The 20,527-nt window shown below is 60.9% G+C and carries 22 protein-coding genes and 1 pseudogene; 13 read left to right on the top strand and 10 right to left on the bottom strand.

Going from position 1 to position 20,527, the window contains the following annotated elements; translation table 11 throughout:
- Positions 1 to 33 precede the first annotated feature (33 nt).
- The 8 genes and pseudogenes from phnX to ACLK1G_RS12065 all read left to right on the top strand — a co-directional run bounded on the left by phnX (position 34) and on the right by ACLK1G_RS12065 (position 8,407).
- Positions 34 to 861, top strand: coding sequence for a phosphonoacetaldehyde hydrolase (gene phnX, locus ACLK1G_RS12030; RefSeq protein ID WP_420765624.1), 828 nt, complete (start codon positions 34 to 36; stop codon positions 859 to 861).
- A 191-nt stretch (positions 862 to 1,052) separates the two neighbouring features.
- The gene (locus ACLK1G_RS12035; RefSeq protein WP_420765625.1) at positions 1,053 to 1,655 is read left to right on the top strand and encodes a TetR/AcrR family transcriptional regulator; all 603 of its coding nucleotides are present in this window, start codon (positions 1,053 to 1,055) and stop codon (positions 1,653 to 1,655) included.
- 317 nt (positions 1,656 to 1,972) lie between these two features.
- A complete protein-coding gene (locus ACLK1G_RS12040) occupies positions 1,973 to 2,656 on the top strand; it encodes a type 1 glutamine amidotransferase domain-containing protein (protein WP_420765626.1) in 684 nt (227 codons plus the stop codon).
- 94 nt (positions 2,657 to 2,750) lie between these two features.
- A complete protein-coding gene (locus tag ACLK1G_RS12045; protein WP_420765627.1) occupies positions 2,751 to 4,220 on the top strand; it encodes an NAD-dependent succinate-semialdehyde dehydrogenase in 1,470 nt (489 codons plus the stop codon).
- 35 nt (positions 4,221 to 4,255) lie between these two features.
- Complete coding sequence (locus ACLK1G_RS12050) at positions 4,256 to 5,413, top strand: alkene reductase (protein ID WP_420765628.1); 1,158 nt, start codon at positions 4,256 to 4,258, stop codon at positions 5,411 to 5,413.
- Positions 5,410 to 6,150, top strand: coding sequence for an SDR family oxidoreductase (locus tag ACLK1G_RS12055; protein WP_420765629.1), 741 nt, complete (start codon positions 5,410 to 5,412; stop codon positions 6,148 to 6,150). Before ACLK1G_RS12050 ends, ACLK1G_RS12055 begins: the two co-directional genes overlap by 4 nt.
- A 472-nt stretch (positions 6,151 to 6,622) precedes the next feature.
- Positions 6,623 to 7,501, top strand: a pseudogene (locus ACLK1G_RS12060) (methyl-accepting chemotaxis protein); the annotation flags it as partial.
- Positions 7,502 to 7,702: 201 nt separating this feature from the next.
- Positions 7,703 to 8,407: a methyl-accepting chemotaxis protein gene (locus tag ACLK1G_RS12065; protein WP_420765661.1), complete on the top strand. Its 705-nt coding sequence runs from the start codon at positions 7,703 to 7,705 to the stop codon at positions 8,405 to 8,407.
- Positions 8,408 to 8,460: 53 nt separating this feature from the next.
- On the opposite strand, the gene ACLK1G_RS12070 is transcribed toward ACLK1G_RS12065, so the two are convergent.
- From ACLK1G_RS12070 to ACLK1G_RS12095, 6 genes are all read right to left on the bottom strand, one after another.
- Positions 8,461 to 8,880 (bottom strand): type II toxin-antitoxin system VapC family toxin, encoded by a 420-nt coding sequence (locus ACLK1G_RS12070; RefSeq protein ID WP_420765630.1) that lies wholly within the window; start codon positions 8,878 to 8,880, stop codon positions 8,461 to 8,463.
- Positions 8,877 to 9,122, bottom strand: a complete 246-nt coding sequence (locus ACLK1G_RS12075; protein WP_039592371.1) for a FitA-like ribbon-helix-helix domain-containing protein — start codon at positions 9,120 to 9,122, stop codon at positions 8,877 to 8,879. The genes ACLK1G_RS12070 and ACLK1G_RS12075 overlap by 4 nt, the downstream gene beginning before the upstream one ends.
- Positions 9,123 to 9,193: 71 nt before the next feature.
- Positions 9,194 to 9,562, bottom strand: a complete 369-nt coding sequence (locus tag ACLK1G_RS12080; RefSeq protein WP_420765631.1) for a glyoxalase superfamily protein — start codon at positions 9,560 to 9,562, stop codon at positions 9,194 to 9,196.
- A 131-nt stretch (positions 9,563 to 9,693) separates the two neighbouring features.
- Positions 9,694 to 11,160, bottom strand: coding sequence for an N-acyl-D-amino-acid deacylase family protein (locus ACLK1G_RS12085; protein WP_420765632.1), 1,467 nt, complete (start codon positions 11,158 to 11,160; stop codon positions 9,694 to 9,696).
- 1 nt (position 11,161) lies between these two features.
- Entirely contained in the window at positions 11,162 to 12,022 is an 861-nt protein-coding gene (locus ACLK1G_RS12090) for a MurR/RpiR family transcriptional regulator (RefSeq protein ID WP_420765633.1), read from the bottom strand.
- A gap of 21 nt (positions 12,023 to 12,043) precedes the next feature.
- The gene (locus tag ACLK1G_RS12095; RefSeq protein WP_420765634.1) at positions 12,044 to 13,393 is read right to left on the bottom strand and encodes a GntT/GntP/DsdX family permease; all 1,350 of its coding nucleotides are present in this window, start codon (positions 13,391 to 13,393) and stop codon (positions 12,044 to 12,046) included.
- Between ACLK1G_RS12095 and ACLK1G_RS12100 the strand changes: the two genes are divergently transcribed.
- Both ACLK1G_RS12100 and ACLK1G_RS12105 read left to right on the top strand, forming a co-directional pair.
- Positions 13,392 to 13,670: a hypothetical protein gene (locus tag ACLK1G_RS12100; protein ID WP_420765635.1), complete on the top strand. Its 279-nt coding sequence runs from the start codon at positions 13,392 to 13,394 to the stop codon at positions 13,668 to 13,670. The two genes, ACLK1G_RS12095 and ACLK1G_RS12100, sit on opposite strands and share 2 nt — an antisense overlap.
- A complete protein-coding gene (locus tag ACLK1G_RS12105) occupies positions 13,667 to 15,112 on the top strand; it encodes a SulP family inorganic anion transporter (protein ID WP_420765636.1) in 1,446 nt (481 codons plus the stop codon). Before ACLK1G_RS12100 ends, ACLK1G_RS12105 begins: the two co-directional genes overlap by 4 nt.
- Positions 15,113 to 15,232: 120 nt before the next feature.
- Here ACLK1G_RS12105 and ACLK1G_RS12110 read toward each other — a convergent pair whose 3' ends face one another.
- Positions 15,233 to 16,159, bottom strand: a complete 927-nt coding sequence (locus tag ACLK1G_RS12110; RefSeq protein ID WP_420765637.1) for a LysR substrate-binding domain-containing protein — start codon at positions 16,157 to 16,159, stop codon at positions 15,233 to 15,235.
- Positions 16,160 to 16,201: 42 nt separating this feature from the next.
- Positions 16,202 to 16,792 carry an NADPH:quinone oxidoreductase MdaB gene (gene mdaB, locus ACLK1G_RS12115; protein WP_420765638.1) on the bottom strand — a complete coding sequence of 197 codons (591 nt, stop codon included), beginning with the start codon at positions 16,790 to 16,792 and terminating at the stop codon, positions 16,202 to 16,204.
- Between the two features lie 198 nt (positions 16,793 to 16,990).
- Between mdaB and ACLK1G_RS12120 the strand changes: the two genes are divergently transcribed.
- Entirely contained in the window at positions 16,991 to 17,305 is a 315-nt protein-coding gene (locus ACLK1G_RS12120; RefSeq protein ID WP_420765639.1) for a putative quinol monooxygenase, read from the top strand.
- Here the strand turns inward: ACLK1G_RS12120 and ACLK1G_RS12125 are convergent.
- Positions 17,295 to 18,059 carry a sulfite exporter TauE/SafE family protein gene (locus tag ACLK1G_RS12125; RefSeq protein ID WP_420765640.1) on the bottom strand — a complete coding sequence of 255 codons (765 nt, stop codon included), beginning with the start codon at positions 18,057 to 18,059 and terminating at the stop codon, positions 17,295 to 17,297. The genes ACLK1G_RS12120 and ACLK1G_RS12125 overlap by 11 nt on opposite strands.
- 129 nt (positions 18,060 to 18,188) lie before the next feature.
- Between ACLK1G_RS12125 and ACLK1G_RS12130 the strand changes: the two genes are divergently transcribed.
- Entirely contained in the window at positions 18,189 to 19,070 is an 882-nt protein-coding gene (locus tag ACLK1G_RS12130) for a LysR family transcriptional regulator (RefSeq protein WP_420765641.1), read from the top strand.
- 98 nt (positions 19,071 to 19,168) lie between these two features.
- Entirely contained in the window at positions 19,169 to 19,513 is a 345-nt protein-coding gene (locus ACLK1G_RS12135; RefSeq protein WP_003177747.1) for a cupin domain-containing protein, read from the top strand.
- Positions 19,514 to 19,632: 119 nt separating this feature from the next.
- Here ACLK1G_RS12135 and mmsB read toward each other — a convergent pair whose 3' ends face one another.
- Positions 19,633 to 20,520, bottom strand: coding sequence for a 3-hydroxyisobutyrate dehydrogenase (mmsB, locus tag ACLK1G_RS12140; protein WP_420765642.1), 888 nt, complete (start codon positions 20,518 to 20,520; stop codon positions 19,633 to 19,635).
- Positions 20,521 to 20,527: the final 7 nt, after the last annotated feature.

Consider the following 20,527-nt stretch of genomic DNA (forward strand, 5'->3'; position numbering starts at 1 on the left):
AGGACTTTTTCACTCGTCATTTGGAGATGCACCATGAACTACAACCAACCGACACAACTGCAAGCGGCCATTCTCGACTGGGCAGGTACCGTCGTTGACTTTGGCTCCTTCGCGCCTACGCAGATCTTTGTCGAAGCGTTCGGCGAGTTCGGGGTCGAGGTGTCCCTTGAAGAGGCACGCGGTCCGATGGGGATGGGCAAGTGGGATCACATCCGAACCCTGTGCGACATGCCCGCGGTTGCCGAGCGCTACCGCGCAAAATTTGGCCGTACGCCTACGGATGCGGACGTCACGGCGATTTATGAGCGCTTCATGCCGCTGCAGATCGACAAGATCGGCCTTCATTCGGCATTGATTCCGGGCGCGCTGGAGGCCATCACGGTGTTGCGTGATAAGGGTTTGAAGATCGGCACCTGTTCGGGCTACCCGGCGGTGGTGATGGAGAAGGTCGTGGAGCTGGCTCGCCGCAACGGTTATGAACCTGATCACGTCGTGGCCACCGATGAAGTGCCCAATGGCCGCCCTTATCCGGCACAGTCCTTGGCCAACGTCATCGCACTGGGTATCAGTGATGTCGCGGCCTGTGTGAAAGTCGATGACACCTGGCCAGGCATTTTGGAAGGTCGCAGCGCCGGCATGTGGACGGTCGCACTGACCTGCTCGGGCAATGCTCTAGGGATGACCTACGAGCAATACAAGAGCATGCCTGGGGATAAGCTGGATCAGGAGCGCGTCCGCATCGGTCGCATGTTCGAGGGTTCGCGCCCGCACTATTTGATCGACACCATCGCCGAGTTGCCGGCAGTGATCGATGACATCAATGCACGCCTGTCGAGAGGCGAAATGCCTCAAAACACCTGAGTTCCTGTTCCCGGGTACCGGGCAGCTGGCATCGTCAATTGCCTTATCAGGCGCGCCGACCCTGGCGCAGCCCAACAAAAAAGACGCCCAAAAGGCGTCTTTTTTGTGCCTGCCATTTCATAACCCACGAAGCAGCGGCATTCATCTCCTACTAGTAGACCGATCGACTAGAAACGATTAGCATCGCCCCCATGAATACTCTGAAGATCCGCGAAACATCCGACGTCCGCCAAGGCATCCTTGATGTGGGCCAAAGAATCATGGCCGCCAAAGGTTATACCGCGGTGGGTCTGAACGAGATCCTGGCGACTGCCGGTGTGCCGAAGGGCTCGTTCTATCACTACTTTGGCTCCAAGGACGCGTTTGGCGAGGCCCTGCTCGAGAACTATTTCGAGACTTATCTCGACGATATCGACCGGACCCTCGCCCAGCCGGGCCTGACGATGGCGCAGCGTCTGCTGGACTATTTCCGCATCTGGCAGGACACCCAGTCCTTTCATGATTGCCAGGGCAAGTGCCTGGCGGTGAAGCTGGGCGTGGAAGTCGCTGACCTTTCCGAGGCCATGCGTGCAGTGCTTAACCGCGGTACGTCAGGAATCATCGATCGCCTGGCGAGTGGGATCGAGTCCGGCTTGGCCGAGGGCTCATTGACCATCAGCGGTACTCCCCACGAGGTTGCGCAGAGCCTCTATCAACTTTGGGTCGGCGCTAGCGTCATGGTGAAGATCACCAAGAGCGTCCAACCCTTCGAGACGGCGATGTCCACGACTCGCCAGCTTCTCAACCTGTCCTGATACACCGGCATGAGCGGTGTAGCGCCCGTCACGGCGTTGCACTGCTCGCGCCAGCCCTCGCCGCTTTTTCCCCGACGTTTCTACGATTCTTCCCACGCTCACTTGCAGCCCCTGAACAGCACCCGTAAAAAATTTCATAAAGTTACTAGACGACCGGTCTAATTTGAAATACCGTAGCAACACGTTCACCTCTGGGAACAAAGAACTACAGCCTTAACCAGTCAACCAATGATCGTTCGCCGCCAACCAACTAGACGACCAGTCTAATTTAACGATTTGTCGTGACCTCACGACCCAACTGAAAAAAGGAAGCACAAATGAAAATTCTCATGGTTCTGACCTCACACGACACCCTTGGCGATACCGGCCGCAAAACCGGTTTTTGGCTCGAAGAGCTGGCGGCGCCTTATTACACCTTCCTGGGTGCCAACGCCGAGATCGTCCTGGCGTCCCCAGCGGGTGGCCAGCCGCCGCTCGATCCGAAGAGCAACGAGCCGTCCTTCCAGACTGACCTGACCCGCCGCTTCGAAACCGATGCCGTAGCCACCGCGCTGCTCGCCAACACCGTGCGCCTGGACAGCGTATCGCCTGCCGATTTCGATGCGGTTTTCTACCCAGGCGGCCACGGCCCGCTGTGGGATCTGGCAGAAGACCCGGTCTCGATCCAGTTGATCGAGTCCTTCATCGCCGCCGGCAAGCCCGCTGCCTTGGTGTGCCATGCCCCGGGCGTCCTGCGCCATGTAAAGAAGGCTGACGGCACACCCTTGGTCGAAGGCAAGCAAGTTGCCGGTTTCACCAATTCCGAAGAAGAGGCAGTCGGCCTGACCCACGTCGTGCCCTTCCTGGTCGAGGACATGCTCAAGGCCAACGGCGGCCTGTACTCGAAAGGCCCGGACTGGGCCTCCTACGTGGTTCGCGACGGCCTGCTGATCACCGGCCAGAACCCCGGCTCGTCCAGCGAAGCCGCGAAGGTCCTGACAGAGCTGCTGAACAACGCCTGATCAAGCCTTGGGCGGGAGACGCCGCAGGTCTCCCGCACTCTACGACATCCCCCGACGCCATCGGCAAAAGCCCCTCACATTCCTGGAGACACCCATGACTGCGTTCAACTTGCAGCAGATCAAAGACGCTGGCTGGCTGAAAGAAGCCAACTATATCGACGGCCTGTGGGTGGCAGCGGATGACGCCAGCCACTTCGCGGTAAACGACCCAGCCACCGAGAACCAGATCGGCCAGATCCCTTGGAGCGGCGCTGTTGAAACACGCCGCGCCATCGACGCCGCACAGGCAGCGTTCGCATCCTGGTCACTGACCACCGCGGCAGAGCGCGCCATTCTGCTCAATCGCATGGCGCAGTTGGTACGCGACAACCTCGACATCCTCGCCAGCATGCTGACGCTCGAACAAGGCAAGCCGCTGGCCGAAGCGCGCAACGAAATGAAACTGGGCGCCGACTACATTCAGTGGTTTGCCGAAGAGGCGCGGCGCATCAATGGCGAGATCATTCCCTCGCCTTGGAAAGACCGGCAGATCCTGGTCACCCGCGAGCCCGTCGGCGTGGTGGGAGCGATCTCGCCGTGGAACTTCCCCTTCTCCATGCTCTCGCGCAAAGTCGCTCCGGCGCTGGCGGCCGGCTGCACCATCGTCATCAAACCATCCGAATTCACGCCGTTCTCCGGCCTGCTCTATGGTGTGTTGGCGCAGCAAGCGGGCATCCCCGCCGGTGTGGTCAATGTCGTCACAGGCGACGGTGCCGCGGTGGGCGGCGAACTGTCCGCCAACCCGTTGGTGCGCAAGATCACCTTCACCGGTTCCACCCGCGTCGGCAAGCTGCTGTACAAGCAATCCGCCGACAGCATGAAGAAATTGTCGATGGAGTTGGGCGGCAACGCACCGACCATCATTTTCGACGACGCGGACCTCGACCTGGCCGTCGAAAATGCCATCGCCGGAAAATTTCGCAACAGTGGCCAGACCTGCGTATGCACCAACCGCTTCTATGTCCAGGACGGTATCTATGACGAGTTCGCTAAGCGCCTGACGGCACGGGTCCGGCAGCTGAAAATCGGCAACGGCTTCGATGAGGGCGTCGAGCAAGGCCCGCTGATCAACCAGGCCGCCGTCAGCAAGGTCGATGCGCACGTGCGAGACGCCCAAGCCAAAGGCGGTCGGGTATTGCTGGGTGGCAAACGCCATGCGCTCGGCGCGACGTTTTATGAGCCCACCGTGATCGCTGACGCCACAGCCGACATGCTCATCGCCCAGGAAGAGACCTTCGGCCCCGTGGCAGCGCTGTTCCGCTTCAGCACCGAACAAGAAGGCATCGACGCCGCCAACGCCTCCGAGTTCGGCCTGGCCGCGTACTTCTTTACCCGCGACCTGGCGCGCACCTTCCGCGTCTCCCGCGCCTTGCAGAGCGGCATGATCGGCATCAACGCCGGGGTCATCACCACCGTCGAAGCGCCCTTCGGCGGGGTCAAGGATAGCGGTATCGGCCGCGAGGGCTCGACTCACGGCCTGGATGAATACCTCAACCTCAAATACCTCAGCCTCGGTGGTTTGTAAGCCCACCCGACATTGACGCGACAAGGAATCGAATCATGGAACATCGCTCGTTGTTCGAGCCCACCTCGTTGGGCTCCATCACGCTGAAGAACCGCATCGTCATGCCGCCACTCACCCGCCAACGCAGCGGACAGCCCGGCGACATTCCCACGGCCCTGATGGCTCGTTACTACCAACAACGGGCCAGCGCCGGCCTGATCATCAGCGAAGGCACCCAGATCGAGCCTCGGGGCAAAGGTTATGCCTGGACGCCAGGCATCTACAGCCAGGCGCAGATCGATGGCTGGCGCACCGTGACCGACGCCGTGCATGCCAAGGGCGGGGTGATTTTCGCCCAGCTTTGGCACGTTGGCCGGGTGTCCCACAACGCACTGCAGCCCGACAACGCCGCCCCCATCGCGCCGTCGCCGATCCAGGCGCAAAAGGCCAAGGCCTTCATCGAAACCGGCCCTGGCACCGGTACTCTGGTGGAACCGTCCATGCCTCGGGAATTGAGCGTCGCCGAGATCAAGACGCTGGTCGAACTCTATGCCCAGGCCGCACGCAATGCCCTGAGCGCCGGCTTCGATGGCATTGAAATCCACTCGGCCAATGGCTATCTGGTCAATCAGTTCATCTCGACCCATGCCAACCAGCGCACCGATGAATACGGCGGCTCGCTGCACAACCGCCTGCGCTTCTTGCGCGAAGTGGTGCAAGCCGTCAGCGCCGTGGTCGGGCCCGAACGCGTCGGGGTGCGCTTCACGCCGCTGTTCACCAGCACCGACGAAGACCGGGTTTACATCGGCTTTGTCGAAGAAGATCCGCACCAGACCTACATCGAGGCCATCAAGGTGCTTGAGCAAGCAGGCGTAGGCTACCTCTCGATCGCCGAAGCCGACTGGCCGAATGCGCCGGACCTGCCCGACGCGTTTCGTCGCGAGGTCAGACGCACGTTCAGCGGTCGCATCATCTATGCCGGTTTGTACACCGCGGATCGCGCGGCACGCCTGGTCGAAGCGGGCCTGGCCGACCTGGTGGCGTTCGGTCGTCCCTTCATTGCCAACCCCGACTTGCCTGAGCGCATCGCCAACGGCTGGCCGCTGAACACCTTGAACGCCGCTGGGCTGTATGGCGGCAACGAGCAAGGGTTCACCGACTACCCGCGGTACAGCCCCTCCACATCTGACGTAAAAGAAGAGATATTGGCATGAACGAAGGAATCGAAGGCAAAGTCGTCCTGATCACCGGCGGCAGCACCGGCATCGGCGCCGAAGTCGCTCGCCTGCTGGCCGCACGCGGCGCCAAGGTGGCAGTGGCCGCACGGCGGACTGACAAACTGGAGGCCGTGGTGGCCGGGATCGCTCGCCAGGGTGGCGCGGCCAAAGCCTACACCCTCGACGTCACCGACAAACGCCAGGTCGAGACCGTGGTCGCCGCGGTCGTGACCGACTTCGGCAAGCTCGACGTGCTGATCAACAACGCCGGACTGATGCCGATTCGCCCCATGGCAGAGGTCAACACCGATGAATGGGACGCCATGATCGACGTTAATCTCAAGGGCACGCTCTACGGTATTGCAGCGGCGCTGCCACGTTTCCTCGCGCAGGAAAGCGGACACATCATCAACCTGAGCTCCGTGGCTGGAGTGAAAGTCTTTGCACCCGGTGGAACGGTGTACTCGGGAACGAAGTTCGCCGTCAGCGCCATTTCCGAAGGCTTGCGCCAGGAAGTAGGCGACAAGGTTCGCGTGACGTCCATCGCACCCGGCGCGGTGGACAGCGACCTCAAGCACAGCACCTTCGGCACAGCCAAAGACACCGTGCTGGACTTCTACAAGAAAGCAATCCCGGCTGCCTCGGTGGCTCGTGCCATCGCTTTCGCGATCGAGCAGCCGAACGATGTGGACATCAACGAAATCGTGCTCCGTCCGACTCAACAGGAATTTTGACAACAGGGAAAGACAAAAGGGGACTTGACCGTAGAGGACTTCAGGTGCGGATCGTCCACCGGTACTCGGGACATACGTAGCCGCATCGAATGAATTTTTCTTCACCCCGGGTCTTCATGTGATCCGTTACAGTCCCCTCGCTCATTCAAGAAACTAAGGTTTTAGCCCGCTCTCCCGCGGGCTTTTTTTTGCCTGTCATTCCTCATCCGACAAAAAAACTTTCAGATTCAGGACCAGCCGCCGATACAGCTCCGTTAAACGTTTTTGCTGGCTCTTAACAACAACAATCTTCCAGCCAACCGACGATCAAGCAGCGCAACGTTCCTGGAGGAATTTGATGAATAGCTGGTTTGGCAACATTAGCGTCAACATGAAACTGGGCCTGGGCTTCGGCCTGGTGCTGGTACTGACTTGTCTCCTGGCCCTGACCAGTTGGACCAGCCTGGGTGGCTTGATCGACCGCAGCAACTGGATGAGCGACATCACCCAGCTCAACGCTGGCCTGACCAAGCTGCGCGTCACGCGCCTGCAATACATGCTGACCAACGGCGACGAGACCGCCGCGCAAAATGTACAGATCACCCTTGATGGTTTCCTGGCGCAGCAGAACGCGCTGCTCAACAGTTTCAAAAGCCCTGCAAACGTCAAACTGCTCAAAGAGCAGAATGCGACCATCAACGCCTATCAAGTGTCGCTGAACAAAATGCGCAGCGCCTACCGTACCGGCAACACCGCCCGTGAGGTCATGGGCGCAAACGCCGAGACGGCCTACAAGCTGATCGAAGCAATCGATTCGGACGTCAAGCAAATGGCCCTCAGCGATGAACGCTTTGAGCAGTTCCAGGCCATTACCCAGACCAAGCAGGCGTTCATGCTGGCTCGTTATGAAGTGCGCGGCTATACCGCCAACCCCAACGCCGATACCGAACGCAAGGCCTTCGCCCAACTGGATGCCGCCATCGCGTCGCTCAAGCCGCTCGATGAATACTTCGCCAGTACCCGCCAAGGTGAGCTGCGCCAGCTTGAGTCGACCCTGGTCCAATACCGCAGCGCCGTACAGGCTTTCAAATTGGCCACGGCCGATGTTGTACAGGCACGCAAGGAAATGACTGACCAAGGCGCGGCCATCGTCTCCCTGAGCGAGCAGCTGTACCAGATCCAACTCGATCGTCGCGACGCCGAAAGCGCCCAAGCCCGCACGCTGCAACTGGTCAGCACCTTGCTGGCCTTGTTGGTGGGCGTCATTGCCGCCGTGGTCATCACTCGCCAGATCACTCGCCCGCTGCGTGAAACGCTCGCCGTGGTAGAGCGCATCGCCGGCGGCGACCTGTCGCAGAACGTTATCGTTACCCGTCGCGATGAACTCGGCGTCTTGCAACAAGGCATCGCCCGCATGGGCGTGACCTTGCGCGACCTCATCAGCGGCATCCGCGATGGCGTGACGCAGATCGCCAGCGCCGCCGAAGAGCTGTCGGCCGTCACCGAGCAGACCAGCGCCGGGGTCAACAGCCAGAAAGTCGAGACCGACCAGGTCGCGACCGCCATGCATGAGATGACCGCCACGGTCCAGGAAGTCGCCCGCAACGCCGAAGAAGCGTCCCAAGCCGCGGCCGCCGCCGACGGTGAAGCCCGTGATGGCGACCAGGTGGTCAACGAAGCCATCGCCCAGATCGAACGCCTGGCCAGTGAAGTGGTGCGTTCCACCGATGCGATGACCGTTCTGCAGCAGGAAAGCGACAAGATCGGCGCGGTGATGGACGTCATCAAGGCCGTCGCCGAGCAGACCAACTTGCTGGCGCTCAACGCCGCCATCGAAGCGGCCCGCGCCGGTGAAGCCGGTCGTGGCTTCGCAGTCGTCGCCGACGAAGTCCGTGGCCTGGCCCAACGCACGCAGAAATCCACCGAGGAAATCGAAGGCCTGGTGGCCGGCCTGCAGAACGGCACCCAGCAAGTGGCCGCCGTGATGAACAACAGCCGCAACCTCACCGACAGCAGCGTGGCACTGACCCGCAAGGCCGGCGTGTCACTGGAGAACATCACCCGCACGGTGTCGAACATCCAGTCGATGAACCAGCAGATCGCGGCCGCCGCCGAGCAACAGAGCGCCGTGGCCGAAGAGATCAGCCGCAGCATCATCAACGTGCGCGATGTCTCCGAACAAACCGCCGCCGCCAGCGAAGAGACCGCAGCGTCCAGTGTTGAACTGGCGCGGTTGGGCGGTCAGTTGCAGCAGATGGTCAGTCATTTCAGGGTTTGATTACGCAAACGCCCGCTTCCAATGGAAACGGGCGTCTTGCCTACCGATGCAGCTCAAGCGTTCCAGGGGTTGATCACCTCAATCCCCGGAAACTCGAAGTCTCTTATGTTGCGTGTGGCAATCGGCGCGCCGTGAGCCCGGCAAATAGCCGCAATTTGCGCATCGGCCATACCCGCCGCCTTACCCTTGGCCTCACACGATGCAACAAGCGTTGCGTACTCAACAGCCGCATGGGCATCAAAAGATAAAATCCTGCCTGCAAAATCCTCTTCAAAAATTGCCATCGCATGGGATTCGAGCTTCTGCTTTCGCTTGCCGAAGGGCAGCCTGGCTATACCATGAAGAATTTCCGCTACCGTGATAGCGCAGATGACCAGATCCATCGCTGGCTGTGAATCGACCCAAGTCAGAACTTTTGTATCCGGCTCAACGCGCATGAATTCGGAAATCACATTGGTATCGAGGATTATCATTCAGAGAAATCCACCGCCTTTGCTTTTTCGTCACGGGACGGTAGGTCAAGCTCAACGCCCCCCAGGGCCCGGAACCTGTTTCGAATACGACTTCCCAATCCTCCCGCAGAATTAACCGTGGCCAGTGCGCGCCCCAGGATAAGACGAGCCTCTTCCTCCATTGAATGACCATTGTGAGCCGCAGCGATACGCAGTTGCTCTTTTATTTGATCATCTAGATTTCGAATCGTGATACTAGCCATAACGCCACCGCAATCAATGAAATCATTGACTGCAAGATTAGTCGACGAGTCGTCGAATTGTCCAGCCGCCGTTACACACTGATCGCGTTCGTAAAGACCAACCGATTCCCAAACGGATCCATCACGGTCATGTCCTGGCTACCCCACGGCATGGCCTGGATCTGTGGATGGGCGTAGCGGTATTGCTTGGCGATCAATTGCTGCTGGAAGACTTCCAGTTCATCAGTCTCGATTCGCAACGCCGAGCCCGGCGTGCAATCGCCATGGTGCTCGGACAGGTGCAGCACGCTGTCACCACGGGAGACTTGCAGGTACAACGGAAAGTCGTCACCGAAGCGGTGTTGCCAGTCGACGGTAAAGCCCAGGAAGTCGACATAGAACGCCAACGCCTTGGTTTCATCGAAGATCCGCAGGATCGGAGTGGTTTTACCGAAGCTCATGGGTTGCTCCCTGGCTGAAAAGACCCAGTTTAGATGGGTTGACCCCAATGCTTCGGCCTGTGATTGGGCTTCTTTAGTGTCGTAGTGCCATTATTGTGGCGTCAATTAATGCAACTGCTTGCCTTTGAATGCTATCGGGAGCAGTGAAATCCGTGGCGCAGGTCGCCTTCACGCGCCAGGAAACGTCCTTCTCTTTTGCCATTCGCTTGCCCTTTGCAATAACTCAGGACGCCGTTGACCCACACGCCGTCAATGCCTTCCGCCGCCCGTTGCGGTTCGTTGAAGTCCGCGACGTCGCGGATGGTCTGTGGATTGAACAACACCAGGTCCGCCCAATGTCCTTCACGTATTTCGCCCCGCTCCTTCAGGCCGAAGCGCGCGGCTGAAAGCCCTGTCATCTTGTGGACGGCGGTATGCAGCGGAAAAAGCCCGATGTCTCGACTGAAATGTCCCAAGACTCGAGGGAAAGCGCCCCACAGCCGTGGGTGCGGAAAGGGGTCTTCGGGCAGGCCATCAGAGCCGACCATGGACAAAGGGTGCGCGAGGATTCGTCTTACATCGCTTTCATCCATGCCGTAATACACCGCACCTGCCGGCTGTAGGCGACTCGCCGCTTCCAGGAGCGACACGTCCCATTCGGCGGCGATGTCTGCCAGGTCTCGACCGCCCATGGGCGGATGCGGTGTCGACCAGGTGATGGTGATGCGGTGGGCATCGGTCACCTGTTTGAGGTCCAGTGTCGAAGAGCTCGCCGCATAGGGATAGCAGTCACAACCGACTGGGTGGGTTTTCGCCGCGTTTTCCAACGCCGCGAGCACCTGTGGACTACGTCCCCAGTTACCGGCGCCGGCACATTTGAGGTGGGAAATAATGACCGGGCTCTGGGCATGACGACCTATCTGGAACGCCTCGTCCATGGCTTCCAGCACCGGCTCGAATTCGCTGCGCAGATGGGTGGTGTAGACCGCGCCGAACGCCGCCAACTCTTCGGTCAATTGCATGACCTCGTCAGTGGATGCGCAGAACGCGTTGGCATAGGCCAGGCCGGTGGACAGGCCCAGCGCACCGTCCTTCAGGCTTTCACGCAGTTGCTGACGCATGGCGGCGATTTCTCCTGCGCTGGCGGTGCGCAACAAGTCGTCCAGATGATTGCTGCGCAGCGCCGTGTGCCCGACCAAGGCGGCTACGTTGACCGCTGGTGTCGCCGCCTCCACCGCCGAACGATAATCAGCGAAGCGTGGGTAGGCAAACGCCTGGGCGGTGCCGAGCAGGTTCATCGGGTCCGGCGGATCGCCCTGAAGGCGAACCGGCGACGCGCTGATGCCGCAGTTGCCGACGATCACCGTGGTCACGCCCTGGCTGAGCTTGGGCAGCATTTGCGGTTGGCGGATAACCACCGTGTCGTCGTGGGTGTGCACGTCGATGAATCCTGGCGCCAGCACGCGGCCAGCGGCGTCGATTTCGTCAACCGCCCGGGTGTCGCCCAGATCGCCGATGCGCTCGATGCGACCCGCGCGAATCGCCACGTCGGCGTTATAGCCAGGCTTGTCGTGACCATCGATCACCAAGGCGTTGCGGATGAGTGTGTCGTACAGCATGTCAGTCTCCCAGCGGCAGGCGATCGTCGCCGCCACGGTAATCGTCCAGGGCAAGCTTGACCCGCCGCAGGCGCTCTTGATTGTCTTGCGGATGAGCCAGCGCCAGTTCAGTGGCGAGCACATCGATGGCCAGCAGCATGCCGTAGCGCGCCGCCGTGGGTTTGTAGATGAACGAGGTTTCGGCGCCTTGCAGCGGCAGCACCACGTCGGCCAGGCGGGCCAGTGGCGAGTCGGCACGGGTGATGGCCAGGATCGGAGCACCGTAGCTGCGGGCCAGTTCAACCGCGCTCAACAACTCTGGCGTGATACCAGTCAGTGAACAGGCTATGACCAAGTGTTGATCGCTCAGCGAAGTGGCCGTGATGCGCATCATCACCGGGTCGCGGCAGGCGGCGATCGAGTAGCCGAAACGCACCAGGCGCACCTGTAATTCTTCGCCACACAGCGCCGACCAGCCACCGAGGCCGAACGCGTGGACCATTCGTGCCTTGCCGATCATCCGTACCGCATCGCCGAACCGCGGCTCTTCGAACGCTGCCAAGTGCTGACGCAGCGTCGATTCGATGTCCCCAACGATCTGTCCATAAAACGCCGATTGCTCGGGCGCGCCGGCGGGGTCGAGGAAGCGACTGCCGACGCCACTGGCCTGGGCCAGCTGCAGGCGCAGGTCTCGCAGATCGCGGCAACCGACGGTACGGGCAAAGCGCGACAACGTGGCGCTGCTGACCTCCGCGCGCTGGGCCAACTCTTCCAGGCTGGCGGAGGCGGCAAATCCTACGTCGTCGAGCATCAGCCGGGCGATTCTTCCTTCGCCGGCGCTGAAAGAATCCTGACGGGAGCGGATCTGGTAGAGGATGTCCATGACGGTTCCTTGCAATGGCGGTCAGAGCACGCGGGCAAGCCCAAGGGTCAAGGCGAACGCGACCAGGGATATCAATGTCTCGAGCACGGTCCAGGTCTTGAACGTTTGCGTGACGGTCATATTGAAGTATTCCTTGATCAGCCAGAAGCCGCCGTCATTGACGTGGGAAAAGATAACCGACCCAGCTCCGGTCGCCAGCACCAGTAACTCGGGATGGGGATAACCCAGGCCAATCGCCACGGGCGCGACAATGCCCGACGCCGTCGTCATCGCCACCGTGGCCGACCCCGTTGCAACACGCATCAATGCGGCGAACAGCCACCCCATCACCAGGGGCGACAATTGAAACTCCTGGGCCAGGCCGACGATTTGCTGAGTGACCCCGGCATCCACCAAAATCCTGTTCAAACCACCGCCCGCCCCCACCAGCAAGGTGATGCTGGCCGTCGGCGCCAGGCATTCGTTGGTGAACCTGAGGATCGACTCGCGGCTGAAGCCTTGGGCGAGGCCGAGGGTCCAGAAGCTGAGGATGGTCGCCAGCAGCAGGGCGATCACCGAGTTGCCGATAAACAACAGGAACTGATTGAAACCGCTCCCCGGCGTGGAGATCAGGTTGGCCCAGCCGCCAATCAGCATCAGGATCACCGGCAACAGAATCGTCCCCAGCGTTATGCCGAAGCCAGGCAGATTGGCCCGTGGCTCCCGATCGAGAAATTGGCGCTCCAGCGGGTTTTCAGCGGGCAGTTGGATGCGCGGTACGATGAACTTGGCGTACAGAGGTCCGGCGATGATCGCAGTGGGAATGCCGACCAGGATCGCGTACAGCAAGGTCTGCCCCACCGACGCCTGGAACGCCTGCACCGCCAGCATCGCCGCCGGGTGCGGCGGCACCAGCGCATGGACCACCGAAAGCCCGGCGACCATGGGTAGCCCCACCATCAAAATCGACACGCCCACGCGTCGGGCGATGGTAAAGGCGATAGGCACCAACAGCACAAAACCGACTTCGAAAAACAGCGGCAAACCGACCAGGAATGCGATGCAGACCATTGCCCAATGGGCATTGCGCTCGCCGAATCGTTCGATCAACGTCTGCGCCATCCGCTCCGCGCCGCCGGACTCGGCCATCATCTTGCCGAGCATCGTGCCAAGGGCCACCACCAGCGCGATGTGCCCCAGCGTCTTGCCGACACCCGCCTCGTACGCCCCCACCACACCCGAGGGCGGCATCCCGGCCAGCAACGCCAGGCCGATGGAAACCAGGGTAATCACGATGAACGGATTGAGCCGGTAGCGCGCAATCAGGACGATCAATGCAATGATGGCAATGGCCGCGTAGACCAATAGCCAATAACCGAAAGCAGGTGCCATGCGTTACTCCTTGAATGGGGTCACGTCGATGTGTTGTGAAAGTCATAAATCATTTCGAATGGAAATCTTCAAACCCACTGAAAGTAATTTTCGCGCACAGACAAAAAATGTCGCTGATGGACATCGCGACAGGGCGACGATGAAAATTCAGCGCAAGATTTTCATCGCCCACAGACGACTGGTCGCCCTGCACTCAATTCCGTACCATCCGCACCTGTCTTCACACCGCTTCCCCGGCAGCCGACCGTCCACCGGCGCCCAGTCAGGTAAACCATGAAACCAGCACGCCTTCGCGCCGACGCCCTCGCCGGCCTCACGACTTCTTTCGCCTTGCTCCCCGAATGCATCGCCTTCGCCCTGGTGGCCCACCTCAACCCACTGATGGGGCTGTACGGCGCGTTCATCATTTGCACGCTGACCGCGTTGTTCGGTGGTCGGCCCGGGATGGTGTCGGGCGCGGCGGGGTCGATGGCGGTGGTGATCGTCGCGCTGGTGGTACAGCACGGCGTGCAATACCTGTTGGCGACCGTGCTGCTGGGCGGGTTGATCATGATGGCGTTTGGGCTGCTGAGGCTGGGCAAGCTGGTGCGCATGGTGCCGCATCCGGTGATGCTGGGGTTCGTCAATGGCCTGGCAATTGTCATCGCTTTGGCGCAACTGGAGCATTTCAAGCGCGACGGCGCCTGGCTCAGTGGCCCCCCGCTCTACCTGATGGTCGGCCTGGTGGCGCTGACGATGGCCATCGTCTACCTGCTGCCGCGCCTGACCCGCAGCGTGCCGCCGGCCCTGGTGGCGATCCTCGGCGTTGGCCTGGCGGTCTATCTGCTTGGCTTGCCTACCCGGACGCTGGGCGACATGGCGCACATTGCGGGCGGCTTGCCGGTTTTCGCCCTGCCGGACATTCCCTGGAATCTCGAAACCCTGTTGATCGTCGCGCCTTACGCCGTCATCATGGCGATGGTCGGTTTGTTGGAAACCCTGCTGACCCTGAACCTGACCGACGAAATCACCGAGAGCCGCGGTTATCCTGACCGTGAATGCGTGGCGCTGGGCGCGGCCAACATGGCCTCCGGGTTATTCGGTGGCATGGGCGGTTGCGCCATGATCGGCCAGACGATGATCAACCTCAGCTCGGGCGGCCGCGGGCGGATATCGGGCGTCGTGGCCGGGGTGATGGTGTTGCTGTTCGTGTTGTTCCTGTCGCCGCTGATCGAGCGCATTCCGCTGGCGGCGCTGGTGGGCGTGATGTTCGTGGTGTCGCAGCAGACATTCGCCTGGGCCTCGTTGCGAGTGGTCAACAAGGTACCGGCGAACGATGTGCTGGTGATCATCGCGGTGACCGTCATCACGGTATTCACCGACCTGGCCGTCGCCGTGCTCTGCGGGATTATCATCGCGGCGCTCAACTTCGCCTGGCAACAAGCCCGGGAGCTGTATGCCGACGCGCAACTGGAAGCGGACGGCAGCAAGCTCTATCGCGTGCACGGCACCTTGTTCTTCGCCTCGACGACGCCGTTTCTCAACCAGTTCGACCCGGCCAACGACCCTGATCTCGTTACCCTTGACTGTCGTCACCTGAGCTTCGTCGACTACTCGGCCATCGCCGCGCTGATGACCCTGCGCGAGCGCTACAGCAAGGCCGGCAAGCACCTGCGGGTGTTTCATCTGTCCGAGCGTTGCAAGCAGATGCTCAAGCGCGCGGATGTGCACCACGATTGACAGGACCCCGGCACAAAACTTGTGGGAGCGAGCTTGCTCGCGACAGCGTTGGGCCAGCCATATCAATGCTGACTGACCCGGGGCCATCGCGAGCAAGCTCGCTCCCACAGGTTCCACGCTTTAATGAAGGATCTGGTCGGCTCTCTTGGGACTCGAAGCGTACCCGGCGAGCTTGCCTTGGATGAAGTCCAGGAAGCACTGGATGCGCAGGGCCAGTTGGGAGTTGCGGTAGTACACCGCATTGATCGGCTGGCGATAACCGCTGTTGGCATCGGCGAGCAATACCTTGAGCCGACCGGCACGGATGTCGTCCCGGGTCATGAAGTCCGAGAGGCAGGCAATGCCCTGCCCTTGCAGCGCCAGGTGACGCACCGTTTCGCCGCTGGACGCACTGATGGCCGGCTGGATCGGCCAGCGATCGCCGTGGATGTGACGCAGTGGCCACTGGTTGAGCCCGTCGTTCTGGGCAAACCCCAAAAGCGAATGTTCCGCCAGTTCGGCAACGCTTGAGGGCGTCCCCCGCCGCTTCAAGTAAGCCGGACTGGCAAGAATGTGCAACGGGCTGCAACCCAGTGAGCGGGCATGGAGCGTCGAGTCCGTGAGCGTACCGATACGAATGGCGACGTCCGTGCTTTGTTCGAGCAAATCGATGATCAAGTCGTTGCTGTTGAGCTCCAGCTGGATATCCGGATACAGCGTGCGGAACTCTTCGATGTGGGGGACGATGGCGTGGAGCATGAACGGCGATGCCGCGTTGATCCGCAAGCGCCCGGCGGGGGTCTTATGGCGAGACGACAACCGCTCTTCCAGCTCATCCATCTGGTCGAGAATGCCCTTGGCCTGCTCGAAGAAATACTTGCCCTCTTCAGTCAGGTCCATGCGCCGCGTGGTGCGGTTGATCAACGTGGTGTCGAGCTTGGCTTCCAGGCGCGACAAGGTGCGACTGACCGCCGAGGGCGTCTGCCCGACTTGCTCGGCGGCGGCGGAGATCGACCCGCATTCGATCACGCAGACGAAGATCTGCAACTCGTCGGATCTGGCTTTCACAGGTGTCCTCTCGCTTTCAGGCAAGTCCCGATAGTAGCCCGATTACCGCGAAAGGCCGAACACCTCGATCAGATGCCGCTCATACCGCGCCACATCTTCTTCGATGTTCGGGCGCTTCATCACGTCCACGCACAGGAAGGTCGGCAGAGCGGTCATGCCCAGGAATTGATTGGCCTTGTGAAACGGGAAATACACCGCGTCCACGCCCTTGGCTTCGAAGAAGTCCGTCGGGTCGTCGAAGGCTTGCTGCGGGGCGTTCCAGGTCAGCGACAACATGTATTGCTTGCCCTGTACCAAACCACCGCTGCCGTATTTTTGCGACGCATCGGAACGAGTCCGGCCGTCACTGGCATAGAGGCTACCGTGGCCTTCGGTAAAGACTTCGTCGATGTATTTCTTCACGGTCCACGGAGCGCCCATCCACCAGCCGGGCATCTGATAAATGATTACGTCGGCCCAGAGAAACTTGGCGACTTCTTCCTTGATGTCGTAGCCACCGTCGATGAAGGTGGTTTTCACATCAAGGCCGCCTCGGTCCAGGACGCTGAGCGCGGTGTCGTGAAGGGTGGCGTTGTAGCGACCGTCGGAATGGGCGAATTGCTTACCGCCGTTGAGCAACAGGACTTTTTTCATTGCAAGCCTCATCGATTCCAGGCGTGGCCGCTGGGCCGTCGCTCACTGGAAGATTAAAAAGATGGCGGCAGAGTACCGATGAGACTCGCGTGGAATAAGCACCCGAACGGCAAAACTGTTTTGATCCATATGCACGAATCGCCGCCCGATTGTTGCCTTAAACTCTTACAGTCCTTTAAACCTGGAGCCCGAGCCCTGATGAGTGAATTGCACGGTTTCATCCTGCATGCCAAGACCCGACCGGAAAAAGCCGAAGCCTTCGAAGCCTTGTTCCGCGCTTACGTCGAACCGAGTCGGGCCGAGCCCGGCTGCATCGAGTACCACATGTTGCGGGACCAGCAGGACCCGACGTTGTTCATCTTCTATGAAATCTGGGCATCCCAGGCCGATCTGGATGTGCACTCGAACCTGCCGCATATGAAGCAATTTTTCGAACAGCGTATGGATTACCTGGAACGAGACTTCGAGATTCGTCGCGTCGACATGCTCAGCCCATCTTCGGCTAACCGCTGATCAAAAGATGGCCGCCGAGCACACCGAGGCCGATGAAAAACACCCGCTTGAACAGCACGGCGCTGAGCCGCTGGCGCAACCATTGCCCCAACCACATCCCCAGCAACGCCGGTATCAGCGCCAGCAGCGACGCGCTCAACTCGCCGCCGCCCAAGGCGCCTCGCCACAACAGCCCGGCCGCCAAGGCCAATGTTGAAACGGTAAATGACAAGCCCAGGGCTTGGACCAGCTCATCTCGGTTCAAGCCCAACGCCTGGAGATAAGGCACCGCTGGAATCACGAACACGCCAGTGGCCGAAGTGATCACACCGGTGAGCAAGCCGCAAAGCGGAGCAAGCCAGCCTTCTTGCCCGACACCGACCCGCAACGTCGATAGAAACAAGCCGCTCAACGCGTAAACCATCAGCGCGGCGCCCAGTCCCTTTATTGCCAATGCCCCGCCCACCATGCCGATCCACAACGTACCGAATCCGGTGCCGATGAAAATCGCCAGCAGCAGCGGCCACAGCCGCCGTATGAGCGCACGCAAATGCCCGCCAAACGTCAACTGCCAGACATTGGTCAGTGTCGCCGGAATGATCAACAGCGCTGCAGCCTGCATCGGGGCCATAGCCAGCCCGAGCAAGCCCATGGCGATGGTCGGCAGGCCGAGACCGATCACCCCCTTGACGGTACCGGCCAGCAGGAAGGTGCCAATGACCAGCAGCGAAAGGGCCGGACCGAGGTTCTGGTAGAAAGCGAAGAGTGTGTCCATAGGGCTATCGTGCGCCCCGGGCCTTGGTTTTGAAATGTGCCATATACTGAGGATGCCTCTCTTCCTGCAAGAGGCTGGTAACTTTGGCGATGCTACTGGCGCCGCAACACTGAGACAGGAACCCCGGCCATGCACCTCGACTTCACCGACCTGCGCCTCTACCTGAACGTCCTCGACGCTGGCAACATCACCGCCGGCGCGGCCCGCAGCCATTTGTCCCTGGCTGCGGCCAGTGCGCGAATCCGTGCCATGGAGGCGTCCCTGGGCATCGACCTGCTTGAACGCGGGCGACGCGGCGTCACCCCGACGCCGGCCGGCAAGGCGCTGGCCGAACATGCGCGGATCCTGCTGCAACATGCCGAACGCCTCCAGCAAGATCTGGCCGAATACGCCCGAGGCGCGAAAGGCCGGGTGCGGCTGCTCTGCAACACCAGCGCCATGACCGAGTACCTGCCCGAATTGCTCGCCGGCTTTCTCAAGGCCCATCCCAATCTCGACATCGACCTGCAGGAGTTGCCCAGCTCCCGGATCACCCATGCGCTGCGCCAGGGCACAGCGGACCTGGGTATCGTTTCCGACGCGGTGAACACCGATGACCTTCAGGCCTGGCCATTTCGCGACGACCCGCTGGTATTGATCCTACCGACCGGACATTCGCTAGCTGACGGCCGAGCCGTGCGTTTCAGCGAGACCCTCAATCACGACTATATCGGCCTGAACGCCTCCAGCGCCTTGGCGATCCACTTGGAAGAACAGGCCCTGCACATCGGCTCACGCATGCAGATCCGCATTCGCGCCGACAGTTTCGATGGGGTGATTCGCATGGTGGCCCACGGCGCTGGCATCGCTATCGTGCCAAAGGCTGCCATCGACCGGCGACCGTCCGAGCCCGCGTATCGGTGCGTCCCGTTGCAAGAGACCTGGACCCGACGAGCGCTGCTGCTCTGCGCCCGTAACTTCGAAGGTTTGCCGCCCTATGCCAAAGCCCTGGCTCAGCATTTGGCCGAATAATGCGCGCTTCTGGACAGCCCGGTGTCGAGCACAGGCATCTGCCCAGTCCTGCTCCGCGCTAGGGTGCAGCTTCTTTTTTGCCCCTTTTCGGAGCTCACATGACCGCCCCCATCACCGTCCTGCGCGACACCCATCCGCTGCCCGTACTCGATGCCTGCAAATGGGAAAAACTCGAAGGCGATCCGCACACCGTCAACCTCAATGCTTACACCAGCGAAGACGGCAGCAAGATCATGGGCACCTGGATTTGCACGCCCGGCAAATGGCGTGTGGACTATGTGAAGTGGGAGTACTGCCATTTCCAGGAAGGCTATTGCGTGATCACCCCGGACGGCATGGCGCCGATCCATCTGCGCGCCGGTGACATTTTTGTCGTCGAGCCGGGCATGAAAGGCACTTGGGAAGTGGTCGAGACCGTGCGCAAGTATTTCGTGTTTGCCTGACATAAAAAAAGCCGAGAGACCACCCGACGCGGTCGCTCGGCAAATAACTTCCAGAATGCATCACCCTGTGGCGAGGTGATTTATCCCCTCGCCACAAAAACTTCAGAGCGCCTCAAGTTTTACTGCGGCTTGCGATAGCTGTTAACAATCGCCGAGAAATCCTGGCCGCCCTCGCCCCGCTGGCTCATCGCCTGATATAGCTGCTGCGCCACCGCGCCTAATATCACCGGCTGACGGGCTTGGCGCGCGGCTTCGGTGGCCAGGCCCAAGTCCTTGAGCATCAAGTCCGCGCCGAAACCGCCGGTATAACCGCGCGCCGCTGGTGCCGTTTCGATCACGCCCGGCCATGGGTTGTAGGTATCCGAACTCCAGCACCGCCCGGTCGAGCTGTTGATAATGCCGGCCAGCACCTGGGTGTCGATCCCCAAGGCATCGCCCAGCGCCATGGCCTCGCTGACACCCACCATGGAAATCCCCAGCAGCAGGTTGTTGCAGATCTTGGCGATCTGCCCGGTGCCGACTTCGCCGCAGTGCACGATGTTGCGGCCCATTTGCGCCAGCACCGGTTGCAGGGTGGCGAACAGCTCGTCCGTAGCCCCAACCATGAAGGTCAACGTGCCCGCCGCCGCGCCGCCAGTACCGCCCGAGACGGGCGCATCGGCCATCGCCACTCCTTGCTTCGCAGCGGCGGCCGCCACGTCACGAGCGGTCTGCGGATCGATGGTGCTGCAATCAACGGCCGGCGTACCAGCGGCGATGCCGGCGAGCACGCCGTCCTCACCCAGCCAGACACTGCGTACATGGGCGGCGGCCGGCAGCATGGTAATCACCAGCGCCGCACCCTGGGCCGCATCGCGGGGCGAAGAACTGATCGTGCCGCCCAACGCCGCCAGTTCGGCCAGCACCGTCTGGTTCAGGTCGAACAGGTTCAGCGAATGGCCGGCCTTGAGCAGGTTGCGCGCCATGGGGGCGCCCATGTTACCCAGGCCGATAAATGCGATGTTCATGTCCGGC

Origin of the sequence: Pseudomonas algeriensis (assembly GCF_048847255.1) — a bacterium.
In the GTDB taxonomy this organism is placed as follows: domain Bacteria; phylum Pseudomonadota; class Gammaproteobacteria; order Pseudomonadales; family Pseudomonadaceae; genus Aquipseudomonas.